This is a genomic window from Flavobacterium sp. UGB4466, from assembly GCF_903469665.1.
GTDB classification, from domain to species: domain Bacteria; phylum Bacteroidota; class Bacteroidia; order Flavobacteriales; family Flavobacteriaceae; genus Flavobacterium; species Flavobacterium lipolyticum.
Window position 1 is genome coordinate 52658 of the sequence record NZ_CAGKLC010000013.1, and the last position, 24048, is coordinate 76705.

Here is a 24048-nt window from a genome sequence, read left to right on the forward strand (position 1 = left end):
AGAAGGTATGAAAAACACTTAACCCATAGAAACATAGATTTATATATTCAATACGTAAAGGAAACTTATTTCCTTCACATAGGATTTCCTAACTAATTGAAACAAAACACACCATTCCAATTAGAAAATCTATGTTTCCAGGTGTTTAATAATAATCAAAAAAAAATCTGCTAAATCTGCGTGAAAAACACTTAACCCATAGAAACATAGATTTGTATGCTAAACTCCTAACCCAATTATTTTGAATTGCAATATACCGTTCAAATAATAGTTTTTTCTTTACAAAAAATCATTTTTTTATAGTAAATTAGACCTCCTTTATAAATCAAGTCACTTATAAAATTTGTGTATAAATTCATTTTAAACTAAAATAAAAATGATTGACTCCAAAATACCCGAAGGTCCACTAGCCGATAAATGGAATAATTACAAAGCAAAAGCAAGGCTTGTAAATCCAGCCAACAGAAAAAAACTGAACGTTATTGTTGTTGGAACCGGACTTGCAGGTGCATCCTGCGCAGCGTCTCTGGCTGAACAGGGTTATACTATTCAATCGTTTTGTTTTCAGGATTCTGCCCGACGTGCCCACTCTGTGGCGGCACAAGGAGGAGTTAACGCTGCAAAAAACTACAAAAACGATGGCGATAGTACTTTCAGAATGTTTTATGATACCATCAAAGGTGGTGATTTCAGATCCCGGGAAGCCAATGTATATCGTTTGGCTGAATGTTCCGCACATTTGATCGACCATGCCGTGGCGCAGGGCGTTCCTTTTGCCAGAGAATATGCCGGATATTTAAACAATAGATCTTTTGGAGGTGTCCAGGTTTCGAGAACCTTCTACGCACGCGGACAAACCGGCCAGCAGCTTTTATTAGGTGCTTATCAGGGATTGTTGCGTCAGGTATCCTTAGGAAAAGTAACCATGCACACCCGTCATGAAATGCTGGAATTAGTAATTATTGACGGAAAAGCAAAAGGTATTATAGCCCGAAATCTCGAAACAGGAGCTTTAGAACGTCATGTTGCCGATGCAGTTGTACTGGCTTCGGGAGGCTACGGAAAAGTATATTATCTTTCTACACTGGCTATGGGCTGCAACAGTTCTGCCATCTGGCGAGCACATAAAAAAGGCGCTTATATGGCCGGAGTAAGCTGGATTCAGTTCCACCCTACCTCGCTTCCGCAACACGGAGCCAACCAATCTAAACTCACTTTAATGTCAGAATCTTTGCGGAACGATGGTCGAATTTGGGTTCCGAAAAAAGCCGAGGACGCACGAAATCCCAATACCATTCCCGAAGAAGAACGTGATTATTATCTCGAACGCCGTTATCCCTCTTTTGGAAATCTGGCACCACGTGATATTTCATCGCGTGCAGCTAAGGAACGGATTGATGCCGGACATGGTGTCGGACCAATGAAAAACGCTATTTATCTCGACTTTGCAGATGCTATAAAAGCACAGGGGAAAAATACTATTGAAGCCAAATACAGTAATCTGTTTGCCATGTATGAAAAAATTACCGGTATCAACGCTTACAAAGAACCTATGCTTATTTCTCCCGCTGCCCACTTTACTATGGGTGGACTTTGGGTCGATTATGAATTAATGACCAGTATTCCCGGGCTATTTGCTTTGGGGGAAGCCAATTTTGCCGATCATGGCGCTAATAGACTCGGAGCGAATTCTTTGCTTCAGGCTTGCGTAGACGGCTATTTTATTGCTCCGTATACGATTCCGAATTATTTGGCTGGAGAATTAAACGCTCCAAAAGCAACCATCGACCACCCTGCTTTTGAAGAAGCTGAAAAATCCGTGCGAACACAGCTCGATCGTTTTTTAAATAGCAAAGGCACACTTTCAACCGATCACTTTCATAAAAAAATTGGACGATTACTTTATGAAAAATGTGGTCTTTCGAGAAGCAAAGAAAAACTGGAAGAAGCCATCGAAGATATAAAAGCCCTGAAAGCTTCTTTTGAAAAAGATTTACTGATTACCGGAGATGATACCTTAAACAGTGAACTCGAAAAAGCCGGAAGAATTGCCGATTACATAGAGCTGGCCGAATTAATGTGTCACGATGCTTTACAAAGAGAAGAATCTTGTGGAGCTCACTTTCGCGAAGAATACCAAACTGCCGATGGTGAAGCCGTTCGAAATGATAATGATTTCTGCTATGTTTCAGCATGGGAATGGAAAGGAAAAGCTACCCCCCCTCAATTGCACAAAGAACCTCTTGTATTTGAATCGGTTGAACTTGCAGTAAGAAGTTACAAATAATCAAAAGTTGAAGAAATATGAAACTATCTCTTAAAATATGGCGGCAATCTGACACTTCATCTAAAGGAAAAATGACCGATTATGAAATAGATGCGGTTTCAGAACATATGTCTTTTCTGGAAATGCTCGATCTTTTGAATGAATCCTTAATTCAGAAAAAAGAACGGGTTATTGAATTTGATCACGATTGTCGGGAAGGAATTTGCGGGCAATGCGGTGTGATGATTAACGGAAGAGCTCATGGTCCTCTAAAAAATACCACCACTTGCCAGCTCCACATGAGAAGTTTTAAAGATGGAGATACTATTTATATTGAACCTTTTCGGGCAAAAGCTTTTCCTGTACTCAGAGACTTAAAAATCGATCGTTCAGCTTTTGACACTATCATTGCCTCCGGTGGTTTTATCGGAGCTTCAACAGGTCAGGCACCCGAGGCCAATAGTATTCCCATATCCTATGAAACTGCCGAAGCGTCTTTTGATGCGGCAGCCTGTATTGGGTGTGGTGCCTGCGTAGCCACTTGTAAAAATGCCAGTGCAGCCTTATTTACGGGGGCAAAAATCACCCATTTGGCTTTGCTGCCACAGGGACAAATCGAAGCTTCAAAAAGAGTGCTGAGCATGGTAAGCCAGATGGATGCCGAGGGTTTTGGAAACTGCTCAGACACCAGGGCCTGTGAAATTGAATGTCCACAAGGTATTTCGATTCTTTCTATTGCCAAAATGAATGCCGAATATACCAAAGCTTTAATTTTTAAAAAATAATACATCAATCATTTAATAAAATACACATAGAAACATAGACTTATCAAACTCAGAAATATCATTTCATAAGTTGAAAATACAAGCAACAAACCATGCGGAAGAAATGTATTTCATTTTGAAACCTTTTTGCCCCATTATTTCTATGCTTCTATGTGTTTATTAAAATGATAACCAATTGTTTAAAATCAAATTGACCTATAAAACAAACCCGACAGGTTTTAAAAACCTGTCGGGTTTATAGTAAAGTATCATACCGCAAAATAAGGCGTTAAAATATCTTCAAAATTATACAGTCCTTTGGGTTTGTTTTCTAAATTTTCGGCAACAAAAACCACTCCGTTTCCAAATGCTTCCCTCGAGATCGATTCGTGAATTAAACGAACCGTCTGATAAGGGAATCCAAATATAACCTCGTGCTTACCTACTATTCCTCCTGCCCTTACCGAGTTGATATTGTCTTTATCAATTTCTAAAGCTTCGGCAATTTTAACGGCTGTTCCTGAAGTTCCTTCTTTCTTTTTAAAATGTTCTTCGTTTACTTCAATATCCACCCAGGGAGCAATTTTCTTTAAAAATTTAGCAGCAAAAAGCAAATAATTGACCCCAAGCGTAATATTGGGTGACCAAAAGACCGTAGTTTTATGTGCCAGTTTCTTTAGGAACTGCAACTCTTTGTCTTTGTAGTGAGAAATAGCCGAGATAATCTTGACCTTTCGCTGCGCTGCCTGCTCTCCGTATGTATAGATGCCATCATTCGAAGAAAAATCTATAATAACATCAACAGGATGTTTGTCCAGTAATTCTTCCATTGAAGTTTTAGAACTCGAATAAATGACCCCTTGTTCTTCTGACGGAATGCCCAAAAACTCTGAAACAGATCTCTTTTCCAGAACAGTACTTTTTCTTAAAACCCATTCCAGACAAAATTTATTATTCTCCAGTAATACAGTTGCCACTGACTTTCCCGTTTTTCCAAATCCAATTAAACCTATTTTCATAATTTACTTTTTTATGGAGCAGAACGCCCGTTTATAAAATTGACATTTTGTAGAGTTCATGTCAAATCAAGAATTGAGTTATCAACGATGCCGATCACTATCGTCTTCCAGTAAAAATAGGAAATCTATAATGGGATTACCGGCAATAACTTAGATAACTACTAATAAACAACGATGTTAACACGAATAATATTGTCAAAATAATTTCTAAAGTACGACAATGGTATTTTTGGCACTGCCCTTTTTAATTTTATTTTATGCCAAAAACTCTCCTCCAAAACGGCCTGAAATACAACTGCATCTTATGAAAACTCAAAAAATCTACTAACAAAAAACAACCCTTTATTAATCCAGTCCTAATAAAATAATAATCGATTCTGACACATTTTTAAATAAGATATCTATATTTGCAACAACGTTGCGTTAGTTTATAAGCTATTAAGTCCTTTAAAAATGGGCATTTTCCATTAAGAATGAAAAAGAAAAATGTATTAATTCCTCTTTTTATGTCTGTAACTGTATTGTTTGCAATGCTGTTTCAGATGCTGCATTCTTACGAGCATGTTTACAAGCAGCTAACAAGTAAACATTGCGAGCATACCTCTATTGACGGGCAAAAGCAAATCACGCACAGTCATACAGTAGACAACAATTGTCAGATTTGTCATTTTACGTTTAGCACTTTTATATCAAGTACTTTTCAAACGTACTCTTTTCTTAAAGCAACCGTTGAAACTTACAGCGTGTTCTTTTACGAAAAAACAATTTCTGTCGTTTTCAAAGGCAGTCTTTTTGCACTTAGGGCACCCCCATTTATTCGCTAGTTTACTGCATTCTCGTCCGAAAAATTAAAAAATAGCTTTTGCTTGTCTTTTTTTCAAAGATCAGGCAAAACGCATTGATAATCTTATTGGGTCTGTTTTCAATAAAACAGCTCCAATCAGGATACGAAAGATCATTTTGGTTTATCCAATTTGCCTAACTCTTCGGTTGTCCCAGTAAATTCTACCCTTCCTGTTTCGTCACTGGTTAACATGTTTCAGCCCTAAAGGCTGTCACTATAACTGTGATTGAAAAGAAAAACCCGTACTAAAAATCATCCAAATACATCAAAACTATGCTTATAGCTGAAAATCTAACAAAAAAATATGGCGACCATATTGCTCTAAACAAACTCAACTTAACCATTAAAGAAGGGGAAATTTTTGCTTTACTGGGGCAAAATGGTGCCGGAAAAACCACCACAATCAATCTTTTTCTAGGTTTTATAGCTCCAACAGACGGAGAACTAAAAATTAACGACCTATCCGTCATCGACAACGCACAGGAAACGAAAAAATACGTTGCTTATATCCCCGAAACCGTCATGCTGTATCCTAATCTTACCGGTCTGGAAAACTTAAAATTCTTTTCATCGCTGGCAGGATTTAAATATTCACAGGGAGAACTGACTTATTTCCTGTCTAAAGCGGGGCTTCAGATTAAGGCGCACCATCAAAATTTAGGTGGTTATTCTAAGGGAATGCGTCAAAAAGTTGGAATTGCCATTGCGATTGCCAAAAAAGCCAAAGTGCTCTTACTGGATGAACCTACAAGCGGCTTAGACCCTAAAGCTTCCAACGAGTTTTCCCAAATACTAAAAGAACTTTCTGCTGATGGAACCGCTATTTTAATGGCGACGCATGATATTTTCCGAGCGCGGGAAGTGGCCTCTCATATTGGCATTATGAGACAGGGAAACCTTGTTACTGTTATCGAAGCCGATAAAATCTCGGCAAATGAACTGGAAGATTTGTATTTACAAACTGTATAAAGGGGAATTACTTTCTCAATCCTATCCAAAAAAAATGAAACACCATATTCTCTCACTGTTTTTATTAAGCATTACTTCGTTTGCCCAATCGCAAACCGTTAATAAAAAGATATCTGATAGTATTCCTAAAGATTCTGTCAGGGTAAAAACCGAACACACCCAATTGCAAACTGTCGAAATCATTGGCCGTTCGACCAAAAAATACAATAGCGATTATTCTTTTGCAGCCACCAAAACAGCCGCTCTCAACAAAGACATCCCGCAATCCATATCTACGATCACCAAAGAATTAATTGCAGACAAAGGGGCTATCTATCTGGCCGATGCTGTAAAAATGGCCAGTGGGGTGATCCCGGCAAGTTATTACAATCAATATACCATTCGCGGAATCAGTCAAAATGAAGAAGGCCAGATCATAAATGGTATGCGAACACATCAACATTACTTTTTACAGCCCTTAACAACCAATATTGAAAGAGTTGAAGTGATCAAAGGGCCTTCGAGTGCTACATTTTCCTCAGTAGATCCGGGTGGAAGTATCAATATGGTGACTAAAAAACCTTTGGCCGTTGACCGAAAAGAAATAAGTCTGACTGCAGGAAGCTTTAGCACTTTGCGCGGAACCTTAGATTTTACAGGCCCATTGAACGAATCCAAAACACTTTTGTATCGTGTAAACGGTGCCTATCAGGAAGCCAAATCGTTCAGGGATCTGGTACGTAACAAATCGTTTTTGATTTCTCCTTCTTTCAGCTACATTCCGAATGAAAAAACAGCCATCAATACAGAACTTATTTTAAGCAACATGACTGGAGTTCTGGATCGTGGACAGCCTATTTTTGGCGCTGTAGCGGGAGTTACCAGCTTACACAAAACTCCAATTGGTTTGAACTTAGGAGCTCCAAGCGATTTTTTCAAATCAAAAGAAATGATTTTGATGACGAATTTCGCTCATAAATTCAGTTCAAAAGTCGGTTTTAACGCTTCATACATGAAACAAACCTGGACAGAAGACCTTCAGGAGCACCGAACTACAAATGCTTTTGCAGTCGACATGAACAATAAACCGGTTAGCAGTCTGGCCATGATGCAGTTTGTACAGCGTCAGCAATATTGGAACATTGATAACCTGAGCGCTTATTTCAATTTTGATTTAAAAACCGGAAAACTGAAGCATAAAGTATTAGCAGGTTACGATTTGAGCAGCTGGAACAAAACCAAAGGCGGCGGACAAAATGCGGCCAGAGGTTATGTATTGAAAGACGGAACGGTAGCCCCTTCATTTGTTGCTGCAAACTCTACCAATTATCAAACCATAACCGTTGACGGAGTGGTGTTACCTAAACCAAATGTCAATTATTTTAACCTGAACAATCCAACCTATACTTTAACAAGTCCTGATGATTATACCCTAAATGTCCGTACCGCATTACCCCCTGCACTAACCACTACTAATGCAATCTACATTCAGGATCAGGTACAATGGGAAAGATTTACCATTTTATTGGGTTTGCGTCAAGAATGGTTTAGAGACATTACGAACTACAAATCCAACAATGAACTAACCGTGAAAAAGTCAGCCTTACTACCGCGTATTGGAGTGATTTATGCTGTGAACAATCAGATTAATGTTTATACGACTTATTTGGAAGGTTACCAGCCACAATCGAATACAGTCTCTTTGATGCCTCAAACCGGAAGTTTACCAGCTGGAAGTTTGTTTGATCCACTGAAAAGCAACTTGAAAGAAGTTGGACTAAAAGCTACTTTTTTCGACAATTCGGTAAGTTTTAATGCTGCTGTTTATGAAATCAATCAGCGTAATATTCTGATGAATGCCAACGACCCTGCAAATCCGGATTTGCTCGTGACAAGAGGTGCTGAGAGAAGCCGTGGTTTTGAGTGTGATATAGCCGGTTTTATTACGGCAGACTGGCAAATAAATGCTTCTTACAGTTACATTGATGCTAAAATCACCAACGATCGCGATCCTTCGTTAATTGGCGCCCAAAAACAAAACACACCTAAAAACAGTGCTAATTTATGGACGAGATACAACTTCAATTCCGATTCGGCTCTAAAAGATTTGGGCGTTGGTTTTGGAATGCAATATCAAAGCAGCAAAGTACCCTGGTTTACAAGAGCTTTTACCCTGCCTGATTTTACAGTTTTTGATGCTGCATTGTACTATAAACCAAACAAAAGCAATATGCAAATTGCTCTAAATGCGGGCAATTTATTCAATAAAACGTATTGGCTGGGTGCTCAGAATTACCTGCGCCTGTTTCCCGGTGCACCACGTAACTTCAGTCTTACTGTAACTTATAAATTTTAAACGGTATCATGTCATTACACAAAGAAATTTTAATTGCCAGACATTTAAAAAAGGCTGTTTTTAAAAATACAGCAGTCTATATCATCACGATTTTTATCGGGATCCTGTTGCTTTACGCCGCTTTTTCAGGTTGGGAAAATTACAGCAACCAGAATCAGACGAGCGAAAAATACCAACATGAATCACGCGAAGACTGGCTCAATAATCCGGATAAGAATCCGCATCGAATGGCGCATTACGGGAATTTTGCGTTTAGAAAAAGTACACCACTGAGCGTTTTTGAATTCGGGATGGAACCGTTTTTCGGAAATGCGATCTTTCTCGAAGCGCACAAACAGAACAGTGCCAATTTCTCAGAAGCAGGATTCTCCAACAGTATGCTTCGTTTCGGAGAGATTAGTATTGCTATGGTTTTACAGCTTTTATTACCTCTGTTGATTTTTTTCTTAGGATTTAATGCTGTCGCAGCCGAAAGAGAAAACGGGACTTTAAAATTAATTTTAAGTCAGGGAATCAGTTGGAAACAACTCTTAACAGGTAAAATAGTAGGGGTTGCAAGTGCGATTCTGCTTATTTTTATTCCTACCATTTTAGTTCTTGTATTCCTTTGGCTGCTGTTACAGGATTTTACGATTTCAAGCGATGAAACCATCAAAATGGTATTGTTTGTTCTGTTTCATTTTATTTACCTGATCTTCTTTTGTGTCATTGCTGTTTTGGTTTCTGCTGCGAGTAAAACTTCTAAAAAAGCACTGATTTCCTTAATCGGAATCTGGCTGGTTCTTACGATTATTTTACCCAGAACTACTCAGGCAATTGGCGCTTATCTTTACGAAGCTCCTTCCAAAATACAGTTCAACAGTGCTATCGAAAAGGACATTCTGAAACAAGGTGACAGCCACAACCCAAACGACATACATTACAAAGCCATAAAAGATTCCCTACTACGCGCCTACAAAGTAGATTCGGTACAAAAACTGCCTTTTAATTATTCGGGATTTATCATGACGGAAGGAGAGAAAATCAGTTCGCGCATTTATAACGAACACTTAGAAGAGCTGCTAAAAGTTTACGATCAGCAGAACAGTTTTTCTAAGGCCGTTTCGTTCCTGAATCCTTATATCGCCATACGAAACCTGTCGATGGGTTTATCCAATACCGACTATGGTTCGTATATCGATTTTCAAAAACAAGCTGAAATTTACCGCTATACGATGGCGCAAAAAATGAATGCTTTGCAGGTTAAATATATTAGTAATAAAAAGCCGGGACCAAACGACAAGCCTTTATCCATCAGCAAAGAACACTGGGCTGATTTGGAAGAATTTCATTATGAGCCAAAAGAAATCCCGGCTATTTTAAAGTCCGAAATCCTCTCTGTAGTTTCTATTTTTCTCTGGATTATCCTGCTTTTTGCTCTCCTGCGAATTGCAGCCAAAAACCTTAAAGCCCTCTAATATGTTAACATTACTTTTTAAAAATTTCATTCGATCAAAAGGTACCAAAATTGGATTGATGTTCCTGCTGCTCATCGGATTCATCGGTATTTTAATTGGGCAGCAGTTTCAACAAAAGCAGCAAAACAATATTGCGGAAGCTGCACTGTACCAAAAAGAGCATATTGCACGAAATGCCGCTTTTCACAAAGACGAAATGGGACTCCTGCTCTACTACATCAAATTTTCTCTCATCAATAAAACATTGCCTCTGAATCCTCTGGCAATTGGTCAGCGCGATGTAAATCCATCGATTCAAAGCGTCACGATTCGGGGTCTGGAAGGTCAGAAATACGACTCGGAACTCAATAATCCGAACAATCTTTTATCCGGAAATATCGATTTTAGCTTTGTGCTTATCTATCTGTTTCCTCTTTTGATTATAGCATTCTCGTACAATCTGGTTTCGGAAGAAAAAGAAAGCGGTACCTGGAAAATTGTGTCTGTGCAAAGCGAAAATACCTTTTTATACATTCTGAAATTGTTTTACGTCCGAATTTTAAGTCTGATCGCGCTGTTCACCTTTTTACTTCTTTTAGCCGTTTTGATTCTGAGAATTCCTTTTGACTCCTCCCTTCTTGCCTTTTACGGACTGGGTGTTTTGTATCTTATTTTCTGGTTTGCAGTCTGTTTTTTTATCGTTTCCCTTCAACAAAACTCTAATTTCAATGCGGTTATTTTACTCACGATCTGGCTGTTTCTCATTATTATACTGCCTGCCGTAATCAATACGTATATTGTGAATAAATATACTATTCCGGAAGCTCTGGAGCTGACTGTGAAACAACGTAATGCCTATCATGAAAAATGGGATATGGATAAGAAAATCACAATGGATAAATTTTACCAGCATTATCCGCAATTCAAGCGATATCCTCTGCCTGATACAGAGTTTAACTGGCTTTGGTATTACGCCATGCAGCAGGCGGGCGACGACGATTCGGCAAAACAATCTCAGGAACTGCAATCCAAGTTAGAACAGCGCAACAAAGCGAGTCAGTTTATTGCTTTATTCGTTCCTACCCTGCATGCCCAGCTTCAACTGAATGAAATTGCCAAATCTGATTTAGGAAACCAGCTTTTATTTTTGAAGGAAACGAAGCGTTTTCATGAGAAAATAAGGTTGTATTTTTATCCTAAAATATTTGAAAATGCACCGGTGGTTAAGGAAAACTGGTCGAAATTTAAAGTAGAAACCTTCACAGATCCGTCAAAAACTAATGGTATAAAAGCCTTTTTGCCATTGTTGCTTTTTAATTTGTTATTGATTGGTTTGGGTTGGTTTAACTTCAAAAAACAAAACCTATAGTTGTTTTAAATTTACCATATAAGCAATACAAGTAACTACTGAAACTTTGTGAATCACGAATCTAAAATAAAGAGCATTTTTAGTTTACTGATACTCTTTAATTTACTTCTGTTGCTTATATGGTTTAAAAAATTCCGCATATTCTGACTAATATTTTTTCAAATGCTCTTTATTTAAATTTTATTTAGAACTAATTTAAATAAACTTTTATATTTGCCCCTTTCTTGGCAAATTGTTGTAGTTCTTTAAATTTACAAAATTGCCTTTTCAAAGTAAATTTTGTTTAATGAACCATAATAACAGTTTCGAATTAAATCTTTTTGAATCTTTCAAAGAAGGAGACGAAACTGCCTTTACGTACTTCTACGACAAATACTTCCGTCGCATTCAATCTTTTAGCATTCAGTTCATTTATGACAAAGACGAAGCCGAAAATCTGGCTCAGGAAGCTTTTCTCAATCTTTGGCAAAACAGAAAAGATATTGAATCACTAAACGGAATTCCCTCCTACCTGTATACGTACGCCAAATCAAAATGTCTCAACATGATCCGACACAATAAAGTGAAGGATAAATTTAAAAACGACCTTCTGAACCAAAAGGAAAGAGAACTGGATGTCGAAATCTTAAATTCGGTACAGTTTGATACTTTAGAATTAACCGAATTAGAACGTTTAATTCAGGAATCAATAAGTGACTTACCTCCAAAAACCAGAGCCGTTTTTATAAAAAAACGTTTCGAGAATAAAAAAAATGTCGAAATAGCCGAAGAAATGCAAGTGACTTTAAAAGCTGTTGAAGCCCACATGACCAAGGCTTTGAAGATTTTGAAGACCAAATTATCCGATTATTTGTTTCTGATTTTTATCCTTATTTATAATAATTAAGAATAAAAGGTAGGGTATTTTAATTCTGAAGTGTACTTACTATAACGAGAAGTTTAAAAACTCCAATATGACATCGGAACTCATTTACAAATACCTTTCTAATGAAGCCTCAGAACGAGAAGTTCAGACTCTCTTTGACTGGATTGATGCCTCAGAAGAAAACAAGAAGTATTTTATTCAAGTAAAGAAAACCTGGGCTTTAGCAGCTCTTTCCGAAACTGTTTCCAACGATTCAGCAGCTGTTATTTCTATTCAGCCAAAAAGGAAAGCGATTCAGTACTTCAAATATGCCGCTGTATTTTTGGTTTTATTCGGATTAGGGAAACTGGCCTTCAATTTTAGCCAACCATCGAAAACCGCTTCAAAAGAAATTGTTTTAGAATGGGCAGATGGCCGTACAGAGATAATGGCAAAGGACAAACCAACTGTTTTAGTACTTGATGGTAATAAAAACCTGATTGCAAAAAAATTTCCAAACCACATTATTTATTTCGGAAAAGTCGAAGACCAAAAAGTAGTCTATAATACACTTAAAGTTCCATATGGAAAAAGATTCAGACTTACCCTTTCCGACGGAACGGTTGTCAGTTTAAATTCAGGAACAAGCTTACGTTATCCCGAGCAATTTGGTACAAACGGAAAAAGAAATGTGTACTTAACCGGTGAAGCTTTTTTTGAAGTTGCCAAAGACAAAGAACATCCGTTTATTGTAAACGCCAACCAAGTGGATATTGAAGTTCTCGGAACCAAATTCAACATAAGTGCTTATCCTGAAACTCCAACAGTAAATAGTACATTGGTTGAAGGAAGCATTCAGATGTATGAAACAGAAAATAAACAAAATCTGGTTCTGCTAAAGCCTAATCAAATGGCAACGTGGCAAAACAACACCAAAAAAATAACAACAAAAGCAATTGACCCTGCCTTTTACACCGCCTGGACAAAAGGAGAGCTTGCTTTTAAAGATACCCCATTCTCTACAATTGCTAAAATAATTCAGCGTACCTACGATGTCGAAATTATCAATGAAAATTCTGATTTGGCCAAACAGAATTTCACCGGTACGATTAAAATTAGCGAATCCAGTGTCGAAAACATTTTAGAGCTTCTAAAACGTGACACTCCTTTTAATTATTCTATTAAACAAAATACGATTACCATTACCAATCTTCGATAACGAAACAAATATGACTTTTACGATACCCAATTTAAGGAAAATTTTATTTTTCCTCGCCCTTATCATATCCTGTTTTAAAGGTTTTTCCCAGAAAAAACTCATAACATTACAGCTAAAAAACAAACCTATCAGTTTGATTATTAAATCAATCGAAGAGCAAAGTGATTTTAGGATTATTTATAATGCCCGAAAAATTGATACGGATCAACTGGCTGACATTACAGTACAAAATGCCACTTTAGAAACGACTTTAACGCAGTTATTTTCCGGAAAAAACATTTCGTTTTACATCCAAAATAAGCAGGTTTTATTGACGAGTGCCGCTCCTCCTGTTAATTCTTCGGAAAGAAATGCACCAGAAACAGAAAGATTCATAAGTGGAACCGTTTATAATTCCAAAGACAAGCAACCTCTTCCGGGTGCAACAATCCGTATAAAAGGCACCGGCATGGGCGCTATCACCGATTTTAACGGAAAATTTGTTTATGAATTAAAAGGAAACAATATCAATGATAAGGTGCTTGAAGCTGGTTTTTTAGGAATGGAAACCCAATCGCAAAAAGTCGAAGACAAAAAACAGTTTGTTTTTTATCTTCAGGAAACTACCGATGAATTAAATCCGGTCGTAATCACTTCATCTTACGGAACTACTAAACTAAAAGAAGAAATTGTTGGAAGTATTTCTACTTTAAATGCTAAAGATATAGCAGTAGAACAAGCTTCTGAGAGTTTCGATAAAATGATTACAGGTCAGGTTGCCGGTGTATTGGTCGAAAACACTTCCGGTGTTGGAGGCCCGGTCAAAATTAACATTCGCGGACAGGGAACCTTATCTTCTTTAACCGGAGCAATAACCGGAACTTCTTCACAGCCCTTAATTATTGTCGATGGTGTTGTGATGAGTGAAGAATTTGCGATTGACAGTAATGATTTTGATGGAAGCGGTGATACTGTTGAACGTTTAGCCAATCCGTTAATGAAAATTGCTCCTGAAAATATCGAAACGATTTCGGTCTTAAAAGATGCCGCCGCTGTAGGTATTTATGGTGCTGACGGGGCAAATGGTGTTATTTTGATTACAACTAAAAAAGGAAAAAAAGGAAAAACACAATTTGGTTTCTCTAATCAGCTTGGAATTTCATCTGCCATCAACCGAATAAAATATCTAAACGGTGAGCAATTTACCGAGCTTAGAAATGAGTTTCAAAAAAATACTACCACAAATTATACTCCTGTTGCTTACAATGGTATCAATACCGATTGGTTTGAGATTTTAAACCGATCCGGAATATACAATAAGTACAATTTTAATGTTTCGGGTTCAACTTCAAAGTTTTCATATCGCACGAACATTAGTTATTTAAAGATCGAAGAACCTCAAAGGGGTAACGATACCAAACAATTAAATGCAGGAATCAATTTAGGCTACAATTCAGGTAAATGGAGTGCTAATCTGATGTTAAACCCTAGTTACGTGCAAATAAACGCTCCCAATATTTTTGCCAGTTTTGCTTACCTGCCTACCCTTGCGGCTTATAATCCGGACGGTTCCTATGCTGATTTAGGGGTAAACGGTATCACCAGAGGAAATCCGCTTGCTGCGATAGAACAAAATAAAAATCAAGCAGAAACATTTGGGCTTTTGGGAAGTTTAAATTTATCTTATGAACTAAGCAAAGCCGTAAAATTTTCTACCCTTTTTGGAATTGATTATACAGATAAAGAGCAGGATCGTTATTTTTCTGCTGCAAACGAAAGTGGTCAGCTTGGAGGGACCTTTACACTTGACGAAGTTTTATATCCGGCATGGGGACGACGTCTTCTAAATCAGCGAAATTCGACCAAATGGAACTGGCAAGGACAAGTTTTATTCAACAAACAATGGAATGAAAATCATGAAATCGATGGTGTTGCAGGTTTTGAATTGTCAGAGGATAAAGCAGATTTTAATTATAAATCAGGTGCAGGATTTGTTAACCCTAATCCAATTAATAAAATTTCAGAGGCCAATAATCAGACTTACAGAAGTGAAATCAGTTACAATTCCAGAGTTTCATTCTTATCTCAGGTCAATTATAACTTCAAAAAACGCTACTACATTCTAGCCAATTTAAGACGTGACGAAAGTTCTGTTTTTGGCGATGATACAAACGTTGCTTTAAACGGAGGTGCAGGATTAAGCTGGATTGCCAGTAACGAAAATTTCTTACAGTCCAATTCATGGATTGATTTCCTGAAGTTTAAAGTGAGTTATGGCTCAACAGGAAACTCAAGAATTGGTTCGTACAGAGCTAAAGGTTTGTACAATATTGGTCAAAACAATTATAACGGTTACAGCGGAGCCACTACCGGTGATGCGCCAAACGGTCACTTGAGCTGGGAAAAAAACACGAAGTTTAATGTTGGATTTGACTTTAATATTTTTAAAAGAGTTGAACTGACTCTTGAATATTACTATGACCATAAAAGTGATTTAATTACAACGAGGGAGATCCCAACAGAGACAGGATATAATTCTGTACAATTAAATGCTTCAGACATGTACAATAAAGGTTTTGAACTTACTACAAGAATTAAATGGATAAAAAGCGAACCTTTTAAATGGACTACCACATTCAATATTGCTACCGTAGACAGTAAAGTAACTTCATTAAAAGGTTTAGGAAGTGATTATGCAGTAGGAAATATTGCATTGGCTCAAAAAGTAGGTTACAGTACAACCACTTTATGGGGCGTAAAATGGGTGGGTGTTGATCCCGCAACAGGACGTGATCTTGTCGAAAAAAGCGGACAAGTATACGATGTTAAAACTTACAATGAAGGTCATACGGTTGCAGACTGGGTACCCATTGGGGACAAACAGGCGGATGCCTACGGTGGTTTTTACAACAATTTTACCTTTTATAATAATCTGTCTTTATCTGTTAGGGGAGATTTTCAACTTGGAGGCGATGTTTTCATTTCTGATGTGTATATCGATAAATATTCTAATACTTTTAATCGAAATCTGTCTGTAAACGCTGTAGATCACTGGAGAAATCCGGGTGATATTGTTTCGCAGCCTGCCGTGACTACTGCTCCTGTCATTCCAAACTTAAGCAAATATGTTTATGATGGAACTTATGTGAGAATCAGCAATATCAATCTAAGTTACAAAGTACCGCTAAAAAATAGTTTTCTGGATACGCTTTCTGTTTTTGCAGATGCTTCTAATGTAGCGTATTGGTACAAAGCAAAAAGTCCGAAAGGAATGAACGGAATACGAGAGTACAGTTTTATCTATCCACAGGCAAGAACAATCTCTCTTGGAGTTAACGCAAAATTTTAATGATATGAACTATTCAAAATACATCACATTATTCTTTCTGATCTTCTCCTTACAAAGTTGCAGTGACTTTTTGGAACAAGAGCCCGGAACAAAAACTTCTATTGATGAGCTTTTGCAAAACAAACAAGGAGTACTAACAGCATTAACAGGACTTTATACTGAACTTGAAGCCAATGTTAGAGGCGAACGTTTTGCTATTTATGCTGATTTGCAGGGAGGAAATATAAAATTTACACCAACAGCTTCCGGTACTAATAAAGGACAAATCGTACCGGCCGGAAATCTTGCACAGCTATATTCTTTTGATGATTTGGCACAGACCAGTAATTTCCAAAGCTTTTATGACGGAAGTTACGATATAATCAATCAGGCCAACTTGATTTTAGAATATACTCCTGCTCTAAAAGATGCTACCGAAGAAGAAAAAAAACAAATTATGGCCGAGGCTATGACCATAAGAGCTTATGCCCATTTTCTGGTAGCAATTGTTTACAGTCAGGATTACAAATTTACTGCTGACGCTTCGCATTTGGGAATCGTTTACAACACCAAATCAATCAAAAGGGGAATACAATACCCTGCCAGAGAAACTGCTGCAACGACATACGATTTAATCATAGCTGATCTAAAGGAGGCAATCCCCAATTATTCGAATTTGGTTCTTAAAGGTCCTGAATACTCTTATTTTAGTCGTTACAGTGCAAAAGCCTTATTGGCCCGAGTTTATCTGCAGAAAAATGATTGGACAAATGCCTACGAAACCGCAAATGATGTCATTACAAATTCGGGAGTAAAATTAGTTCCAAAAGAAAACTACCTTACGGAATGGGCAAAAACCGATCTTCCTGTATCTGAAATTTTATTAGAGTTTTCGATTCCAAAAGATTCTGAAGGTACTGTCGGAGCCTCTATGGCAAGTTATTTCGGATATACTTCAGCAACTAATTTCGGTAAATATGTGGCTTCAAATGATATTGCTAACCTTTATGAAAACAGCGATTTAAGAAAACAATTATTCTTAACACAACCTCTTTCAACTTTAGTAAACGGCGTACTTAGTCCGGTGAATTACAACTTCACTAAAAAATTCCAAAATAATGCCGGTTATGTAGCTTTCAGACTTAGTGAAATGTACCTCATTCGTGCAGAAGCAGCTTTAGAAACCAGCAAATCGGATATTGCTATGGCTGATATCAATACGATAAGAGCTCGTGCAAATACTACTTTATTAACCAGCACAGTCAATCTGAAAGAGAATATCCTGTTAGAAAGAAGAAAAGAGCTTTGTTTTGAAGGACATTTATTTTTCGACCTTATACGCAATCACAAAAATATTTCCAGAAATGACGGCTGTATTTCAACCAGCTGTGGTATGACCTACCCTTCTTCAAAGTTTGTATTACCGATTCCGACATTCAACACTAATGCTAACCCTAATTTAAAACAAAATGAATCGTATTAAGATATTAAGCGTATTGTGTATAGCAGTATTATTTGCTTCCTGCTCAAAAGACGACTATAAATTAGGCGCTGAAATTGATCCGTTTATCAGATTCAACTTTCTGGTAAAAAGTGATAATACCCCTGTCGAATATCCAATTGCTAACGGAAGTTTGATTCCTCAGTCTACCTATACCAATACTTCGATAAAAACACTGAAAATACCAGTTGCTTTAACGACGCGCCATTTAAATAATACCGTAACTGCAAATTTTAGTGCTGTATCTTCCACCGGTAACAACGAAAACTTTACCGTAAACCCAGTGAATCAATTAACTTTTCAAGGTGCTAAACTGACCGATACGATTAGAGTTTCTTTTGTTAAAAGATGGGCCGCAAACCAAAGCATTACCTTAAAACTAGAAACCGTATCAGATCCTGAAATTCATATCGGAAATCTAAATTCGACTTACCCCAATGATACTTTTAAGATTGATTTGGCTCCCATTACGACCAATTATACTTTTCCGGTAAATCAATACATCATTAAAGGTGTCATTGGAGAGACTGTCGATTTTAAAGTAAATTTTCCAAATGGTTTTTTCCCTGAAGAAATTGAAAAAGTATCCTTTTTTAAGTTTCAAAATGGTTTCGAATACCAATTGACTCATGATGATTATGGCGATAACAGAAGCTCAATCAATTATCATTTGACACTATTAGAAGACCTACAGAATGATGATGTTCGATATGAATCGAAAATTACCCTGGTAAACACCCCTAACTACAATGCTACGGGAGCCCTTAACCTGACGATTGTAAAACCAACAAAATCGCCCCGAGACCTTCAGACCAATCCGGCATCAAAATTTTCAGATCCAACAAATGCTTTTTATCTTACCTATGGCGAACATTGGTTCAACAACAACGGTACTTGCAGCTGGCAGGCTTTTAATGCACTAACTTTTCCCGTTGTCGTAACAAAAGATAATGAAAATGCGATTCTTTACAGCGACAAAGGAACTGCAAATCCAAATGATGACGTGTATCATGATGCCTTCAAAATCGGATTTAATGTGGCCAGCGGAACCAATACGGTAAACTCTTTTGGATTAAAAAGATGGTTTTCGAACGAAAATAACACTGCCGCAGTTTCTCCCGGATTTAATATTACTTCTGCTTTGGAATTTTTTCCGGCAAACGGAAACAGTAAAACCAACGGAACAGTTCTGGTAATTCCGCAAGAAATTGTTATCGGGTCTGCCGTTACGGGTTCAAACAAACCCAATATACATGTTATTGCCATTTCCGGTGAAGGAACTTACAAAGAAATCAGCAACGGATTGTATGAAATTTCATTTGAACTAAAGCTTACAAACGACAAACTGTTTGGAGGAACCGTTTCGACGCAATACCGAATGTATAACAACAGAGTATATCCAAAACCAGCGGCTTTAAGCATCCCCTGCCCTAAAGAAGTTACTTTGTAATTGTGAATTATGAATGGTTAATGCCCTTGAGCTTTGTCAAAGCTTTTAGTATCCAAAAAGAGTTTCAAATTTCAGGTTCTACAGCAACTTTGAACCTGAAACCTGAAACTTGGAACCTGAAACTTGGAACCTGAAACTGAAACAAAATAAAACAAAACAAAAAACAAAAGAATTGAAAAAACTACTCTTCCCGCTCCTGTTCCTACTGAGTCTGACGGCTTATAAAACAGCTGAAGATCCTGATTATATAGACATTCAGGAATTACGAAAACTATATTCCAGCGGAAATCCTTCTTCCTGGCCTGCAGCGGAATTGGATAAAAGTATCGACAAAACCACCTTTCAGGATATTGGAGTTCTTTCTGCAGTTCCGTATCCTGAGTACAATCCGTACTCCAAAGAAAAAGAAAGTCTGGGTAAGATATTGTTTTTTGATCCCAGATTGTCAACGAGTGGACAAATTGCGTGCGCTTCCTGCCATAATCCTGAATTAGGCTGGACAGACAATTTGACACGTTCCTTTGGTCACGATCGCCAAACAGGAAAACGCAACTCCATGACGATTTTAAACTCGGCGTATGCCAAAACTTTATTCTGGGACGGACGCGCTTCCAGTTTGGAAGATCAGGCGCAGTTCCCGATTGCTGACCCTCTCGAAATGAACGAAAAACTGACCATAGCCGTTGATAAAATTGCTAAAATTAAAGGCTATAATGAACTTTTCACCGCCGCATTTGGCGATAAAAAGGTATCACTTCAACGTATTCAGTATGCCATTGCAACGTTCGAACGATCGATCAACAGCCCTAAAAGCAAATTTGATCAGTTTGTAAGTGGAAAATCAGATGCCTATACCGATTCTCAGGTAAAAGGACTGCATTTGTTCCGAACCAAAGCGCAATGTATCAATTGTCATAATACATCTTATTTTAGCGACAATCAGTTTCATAATGACGGACAGACTTTATTTGGAACTAAAAATGAAGATTTTGGACGTTATAATGTGACCAAAGATGTAAAAGACATCGGTAAATTCAGAACGCCAACGCTTCGTGAAGTGGTCAATACTAAACCCTGGATGCATCATGGACATTTTCCTTCTTTATTGGATGTTGTAGAATTATACAATTTAGGAAACCCCTCGCCTGTTCAGAAAAAATATTTAGGAACAGCCCGCGATTCATTGATTCCCAAATCGGACCCGTTACTAAAAAAATTAAATCTCAATAAAGAAGAAATTACAGATCTCCTGGCTTTTATCGAAACCCTAAGCACTCCAACAAGAAGACCTATAATTCCAACATTACCCAAATAAAAAAATGGTTTGCTAAATTGCCCCCAAGATTTTCAAACCTGTAAAGCCTGTTTTCTTTATGAAAATGGGCTTTTTTTAATCTAATACAATGATTAAATTGTACTAATAAGCAACTTTCTCCGTGATAACTCGTATTTTGAATACCTATAAATTTAAATATTTATCTTAAAAAAAATGGTACATATAAATTTATATCGTAATATTGCAATATTATATTTTACTCATATGGGAGCCTCTAAAACGGAACATTTTACCGACAAACAAAATCAGATCGCCACTATAGCCAAAGCACTGGGACATCCGGCCAGAATTGCTATAATTGAATATCTGTTAAAAGTAAACGAATGTATTTGCGGAGATATCGTAAATGAGTTACCTCTGGCACAGCCTACCGTTTCACAACACCTGAAAGAGCTAAAAAATGCAGGACTTATCAAGGGAAACATTGAAGGAAACGCCATCTGTTACTGCATCAACGAAGAAACTTTTGATGTTCTAAAGACCTATTTTTCTGGTATTATTACCGTTACAAAAAATCAAAAGTGCTGTTAAAGGCTTTTTTTAAATCACTATATCGCAATATTGCATTATAACTATAGAAAAAATAAAAATGAAACTATCAGACATTAAAAAAATACTCCCTACTCTCGAAAACGTAGCATTTCAATTGGAAAACGGAACTTTTGTTCCTGAACACTTTCACGTTACCGAAGTGGGAATGATCACTAAAGATTTTATGGATTGCGGAGGCGTAATCCGTCACGAAAAAAGTATCAACTTTCAGCTTTGGAATGCAGACGATTATGAACATCGACTAAAACCCGGCAAACTTTTACACATCATTAAACTCTCAGAAGAAAAACTAAATATTGAAGACCTGGATATCGAAGTTGAATATCAAAATGAAACTATCGGAAGGTATGATTTAGAGTTTAATGGCAATCATTTTGTATTGAAAAGTAAAGTTACAGCCTGTCTGGCACAAGATGCCTGTGGAATTCCGTCACCATCCGGCTTTATCGAATTAAATAAGGACAAAACAAACTCCTGTTCTCCAAACTCGGGCTGCTGCTAAACTATGAGCATTTTCTTTCTTAAATATAGAAAACCAATTATAATCACTACAGCTGTTATTGTACTGCAACTGATTTATGGCTTTGAGCCCAAATTTTGCATCATCAATATCATTTGGTTACTCGTTTAAAACTATGACAAAAAATATTCTGGTGCTCTGTACAGGAAATAGCTGCCGAAGCCAGATCGCCGAAGGTTATTTACGCCACTTCCTGGGCAACAAAGCCCACGTTTACAGCGCCGGTATTGAAACGCACGGGGTAAATCCAAGAGCCATTGCGACTATGAAAGAAGATGGAATCGATATTTCCGGACACACTTCTAATCACATTGACGAGTATCAAAACATTGTTTTCGATGTTGTACTTACGGTCTGTGATCATGCTAAAGAGCAATGCCCTTTCTTTCCTTCAAACGCATTAAAGTTACATCACAATTTTCCGGACCCGGCTAAGGCAGCAGGATCTGAAGAAGAGATTATACAGGAATTCTGTACCGTGAGACAAATGATCAAAGCATATTGCAGTGCATTCGCAAAAACAATCAACACAGATTATTAAATACAAATCTATGTGTTTAAAAAAATACCACTACCCTACTTTTCATCAAAATTTGTTATTCCTCTATTGAAGTATAAAATGATGCGACGATAAGAATGCAGCGATCCTTTTTTAAATTTGTTTGAAACGAAAAGAAGCTTCTGCCTCTTTGTAAATCTACCGCATCATGAAATTAAAACACCTTCAGATTCAAACCAACAATATTCAGGAAACAGCAACATTCTACCAAGACGTACTTCATCTTTCAATTCTGGAAAAAAAATCCAATTCGGTTACGATTCAGGTAGGTGAATCGGTTTTACAGTTTATCGAAAATCTTCAATTCAACTCTATCTATCATTTTGCTTTTAATATTCCTCAAAACAAGCTGCAAGAGGCTATTCAGTGGGTCACAAACAAAGTGGATTTAATTGTTATTGAAGATGCTACTGTTATCGCCAATTTTGAGAACTGGAATGCCAATGCTGTATACTTTTATGACAACAATGGTAATATACTGGAATTCATCGTCCGATATGACCTCAACAATGCTCAAACGGAACCCTTTAGTTCTCTATCCATACTCAACATCAGTGAAATCGGAATTGTCAATGAGAATCCTTTGGTCCTCGCTAACCAACTCATAACCCAGCACGGTTTAGAGTTCTTTAGCAAAAACGACAATAGCGAGCTCTTCGCTGCCGTTGGAGATGATGAAGGCTTGCTGATTATGGTACGCCCCAATCGAAACTGGTATCCTACTCAAATACCTTCTACAAGCAATACAACCGAAATTTACATAGAAAATAAGGGAACTCAGATTGAATTGAAGTTTTAAAGAATTAATTTAAATTCCGATTTATAACTTCTAAATCAAAAAGTTTCTTTCAGTATAGTACTGACTACAATAAGAAAAACCTTCTCAAAACAAATTTTGGGAAGGTTTTCTTGCTTTTCAATGTTTAAAAAAAATACGGCCTGAGAAATTAAATTTATTGGCTGTAGTTTTATTGTATTGCCAAATATTACGCGTTTAGCTCCTTTATTACATGAGAATACCAGTTATTTAATTAGTGAGTTGTCAATTATTTTATCTGTATAATTTTTATCAAAATTTAATGGAATGTGGAAAGACGTAAAAAACTTACAAAACAGAATATTAGATTTGGTGTCAGAATACAAAAACCAAAAGACTAAACCAGAATGACTTATGAAAAAGAACAGATTAATTTTATTCTTGCTGTTATTTGCCAGTATGGGTACAAAAGCCCAGACTTTCAGCGACGACAACTTCATATACACACTTACCCCTAAGAAACCGGTGCGGGCAGCAAACTTAAATTCGCTCACCAAAGACGAGATGAGTCAAAACGTGACCTATTTTGATGGGCTGGGGCGTCCGATACAAACCATTGCCATTGGTCAGGGAGCAGCAGGACAAGATATTATAACCCCTATGGAATATGACGGCTTTGGCCGACAAGCCATAGAATACCTGCCCTATCCGGCTGCCAATGGAAGCAGCAGTTATCCCAGAATTGACACTAATACGGCCATAGCTGCCGCAAAAGGCATTTATAGCGCTGCAAAATACGACAATACTGCAAATCCTTTCTCTCAGAAGGCATTTGAACCATCACCGTTGAATCGCGTTGTAAAACAAGCTGCCCCGGGAGCTTCGTGGGAAATGGGCAAAGGCCATGAAATTAAAATCGATTACCAGGCTAATACCGCTGCTGATACCGTAAAACTGTATAAAGCCAATACCACTTGGGACGCAGATTTAGGGTTGTACGA

The 24048-nt window shown here is 37.4% G+C and carries 19 protein-coding genes; 18 read left to right on the top strand and 1 reads right to left on the bottom strand.

All coding sequences use genetic code 11. The annotated features are described in order from the left end of the window. Positions 1-376: 376 nt before the first annotated feature. Together JO950_RS05795 and JO950_RS05800 are read left to right on the top strand one after the other, a co-directional pair. The gene (locus JO950_RS05795; RefSeq protein ID WP_202701777.1) at positions 377-2287 is read left to right on the top strand and encodes a fumarate reductase/succinate dehydrogenase flavoprotein subunit; all 1911 of its coding nucleotides are present in this window, start codon (positions 377-379) and stop codon (positions 2285-2287) included. A 17-nt stretch (positions 2288-2304) separates the two neighbouring features. Then, positions 2305-3051 (top strand): succinate dehydrogenase/fumarate reductase iron-sulfur subunit, encoded by a 747-nt coding sequence (locus JO950_RS05800; RefSeq protein ID WP_202701779.1) that lies wholly within the window; start codon positions 2305-2307, stop codon positions 3049-3051. Between the two features lie 248 nt (positions 3052-3299). On the opposite strand, the gene JO950_RS05805 is transcribed toward JO950_RS05800, so the two are convergent. Continuing rightward, positions 3300-4049 (bottom strand): 4-hydroxy-tetrahydrodipicolinate reductase, encoded by a 750-nt coding sequence (locus JO950_RS05805; protein ID WP_202701781.1) that lies wholly within the window; start codon positions 4047-4049, stop codon positions 3300-3302. 473 nt (positions 4050-4522) lie between these two features. Here JO950_RS05805 and JO950_RS05810 point away from each other — a divergent pair, with 473 nt between their 5' ends. The 16 genes from JO950_RS05810 to JO950_RS05885 all read left to right on the top strand — a co-directional run. Beyond that, positions 4523-4873 carry a hypothetical protein gene (locus tag JO950_RS05810; RefSeq protein ID WP_202701782.1) on the top strand — a complete coding sequence of 117 codons (351 nt, stop codon included), beginning with the start codon at positions 4523-4525 and terminating at the stop codon, positions 4871-4873. 293 nt (positions 4874-5166) lie between these two features. Further along, positions 5167-5862: an ABC transporter ATP-binding protein gene (locus tag JO950_RS05815; RefSeq protein WP_202701783.1), complete on the top strand. Its 696-nt coding sequence runs from the start codon at positions 5167-5169 to the stop codon at positions 5860-5862. Next, positions 5828-8197: a TonB-dependent siderophore receptor gene (locus JO950_RS05820; RefSeq protein WP_202701784.1), complete on the top strand. Its 2370-nt coding sequence runs from the start codon at positions 5828-5830 to the stop codon at positions 8195-8197. The genes JO950_RS05815 and JO950_RS05820 overlap by 35 nt, the downstream gene beginning before the upstream one ends. An 8-nt stretch (positions 8198-8205) precedes the next feature. Then, positions 8206-9654, top strand: a complete 1449-nt coding sequence (locus JO950_RS05825; RefSeq protein ID WP_202701785.1) for a DUF3526 domain-containing protein — start codon at positions 8206-8208, stop codon at positions 9652-9654. A 1-nt stretch (position 9655) separates the two neighbouring features. Next, positions 9656-11002, top strand: a complete 1347-nt coding sequence (locus JO950_RS05830) for a DUF3526 domain-containing protein (protein WP_202701786.1) — start codon at positions 9656-9658, stop codon at positions 11000-11002. 286 nt (positions 11003-11288) lie between these two features. After that, a complete protein-coding gene (locus JO950_RS05835) occupies positions 11289-11888 on the top strand; it encodes an RNA polymerase sigma-70 factor (RefSeq protein ID WP_202701787.1) in 600 nt (199 codons plus the stop codon). A 67-nt stretch (positions 11889-11955) separates the two neighbouring features. Continuing rightward, positions 11956-13065, top strand: a complete 1110-nt coding sequence (locus JO950_RS05840) for a FecR family protein (protein WP_202701788.1) — start codon at positions 11956-11958, stop codon at positions 13063-13065. A 133-nt stretch (positions 13066-13198) separates the two neighbouring features. Continuing rightward, positions 13199-16393, top strand: coding sequence for a SusC/RagA family TonB-linked outer membrane protein (locus JO950_RS05845; protein ID WP_237732290.1), 3195 nt, complete (start codon positions 13199-13201; stop codon positions 16391-16393). 4 nt (positions 16394-16397) lie between these two features. After that, positions 16398-17855, top strand: coding sequence for a RagB/SusD family nutrient uptake outer membrane protein (locus JO950_RS05850; protein ID WP_202701790.1), 1458 nt, complete (start codon positions 16398-16400; stop codon positions 17853-17855). Then, positions 17842-19323 (top strand): hypothetical protein, encoded by a 1482-nt coding sequence (locus tag JO950_RS05855; RefSeq protein WP_202701791.1) that lies wholly within the window; start codon positions 17842-17844, stop codon positions 19321-19323. Before JO950_RS05850 ends, JO950_RS05855 begins: the two co-directional genes overlap by 14 nt. Positions 19324-19495: 172 nt before the next feature. Beyond that, positions 19496-20638: a cytochrome-c peroxidase gene (locus tag JO950_RS05860; protein WP_237732291.1), complete on the top strand. Its 1143-nt coding sequence runs from the start codon at positions 19496-19498 to the stop codon at positions 20636-20638. Between the two features lie 225 nt (positions 20639-20863). Beyond that, a complete protein-coding gene (locus JO950_RS05865; RefSeq protein ID WP_202701800.1) occupies positions 20864-21190 on the top strand; it encodes a helix-turn-helix transcriptional regulator in 327 nt (108 codons plus the stop codon). A gap of 58 nt (positions 21191-21248) precedes the next feature. Then, positions 21249-21713 carry a DUF6428 family protein gene (locus JO950_RS05870; protein ID WP_202701792.1) on the top strand — a complete coding sequence of 155 codons (465 nt, stop codon included), beginning with the start codon at positions 21249-21251 and terminating at the stop codon, positions 21711-21713. A 133-nt stretch (positions 21714-21846) separates the two neighbouring features. Beyond that, positions 21847-22272, top strand: a complete 426-nt coding sequence (locus JO950_RS05875; protein ID WP_202701793.1) for an arsenate reductase ArsC — start codon at positions 21847-21849, stop codon at positions 22270-22272. Positions 22273-22438: 166 nt separating this feature from the next. After that, a complete protein-coding gene (locus JO950_RS05880; RefSeq protein WP_202701794.1) occupies positions 22439-23089 on the top strand; it encodes a VOC family protein in 651 nt (216 codons plus the stop codon). Positions 23090-23461: 372 nt separating this feature from the next. Beyond that, on the top strand, positions 23462-24048 hold a 587-nt coding region (locus JO950_RS05885), incomplete at its 3' end, for a DUF6443 domain-containing protein (RefSeq protein WP_237732292.1).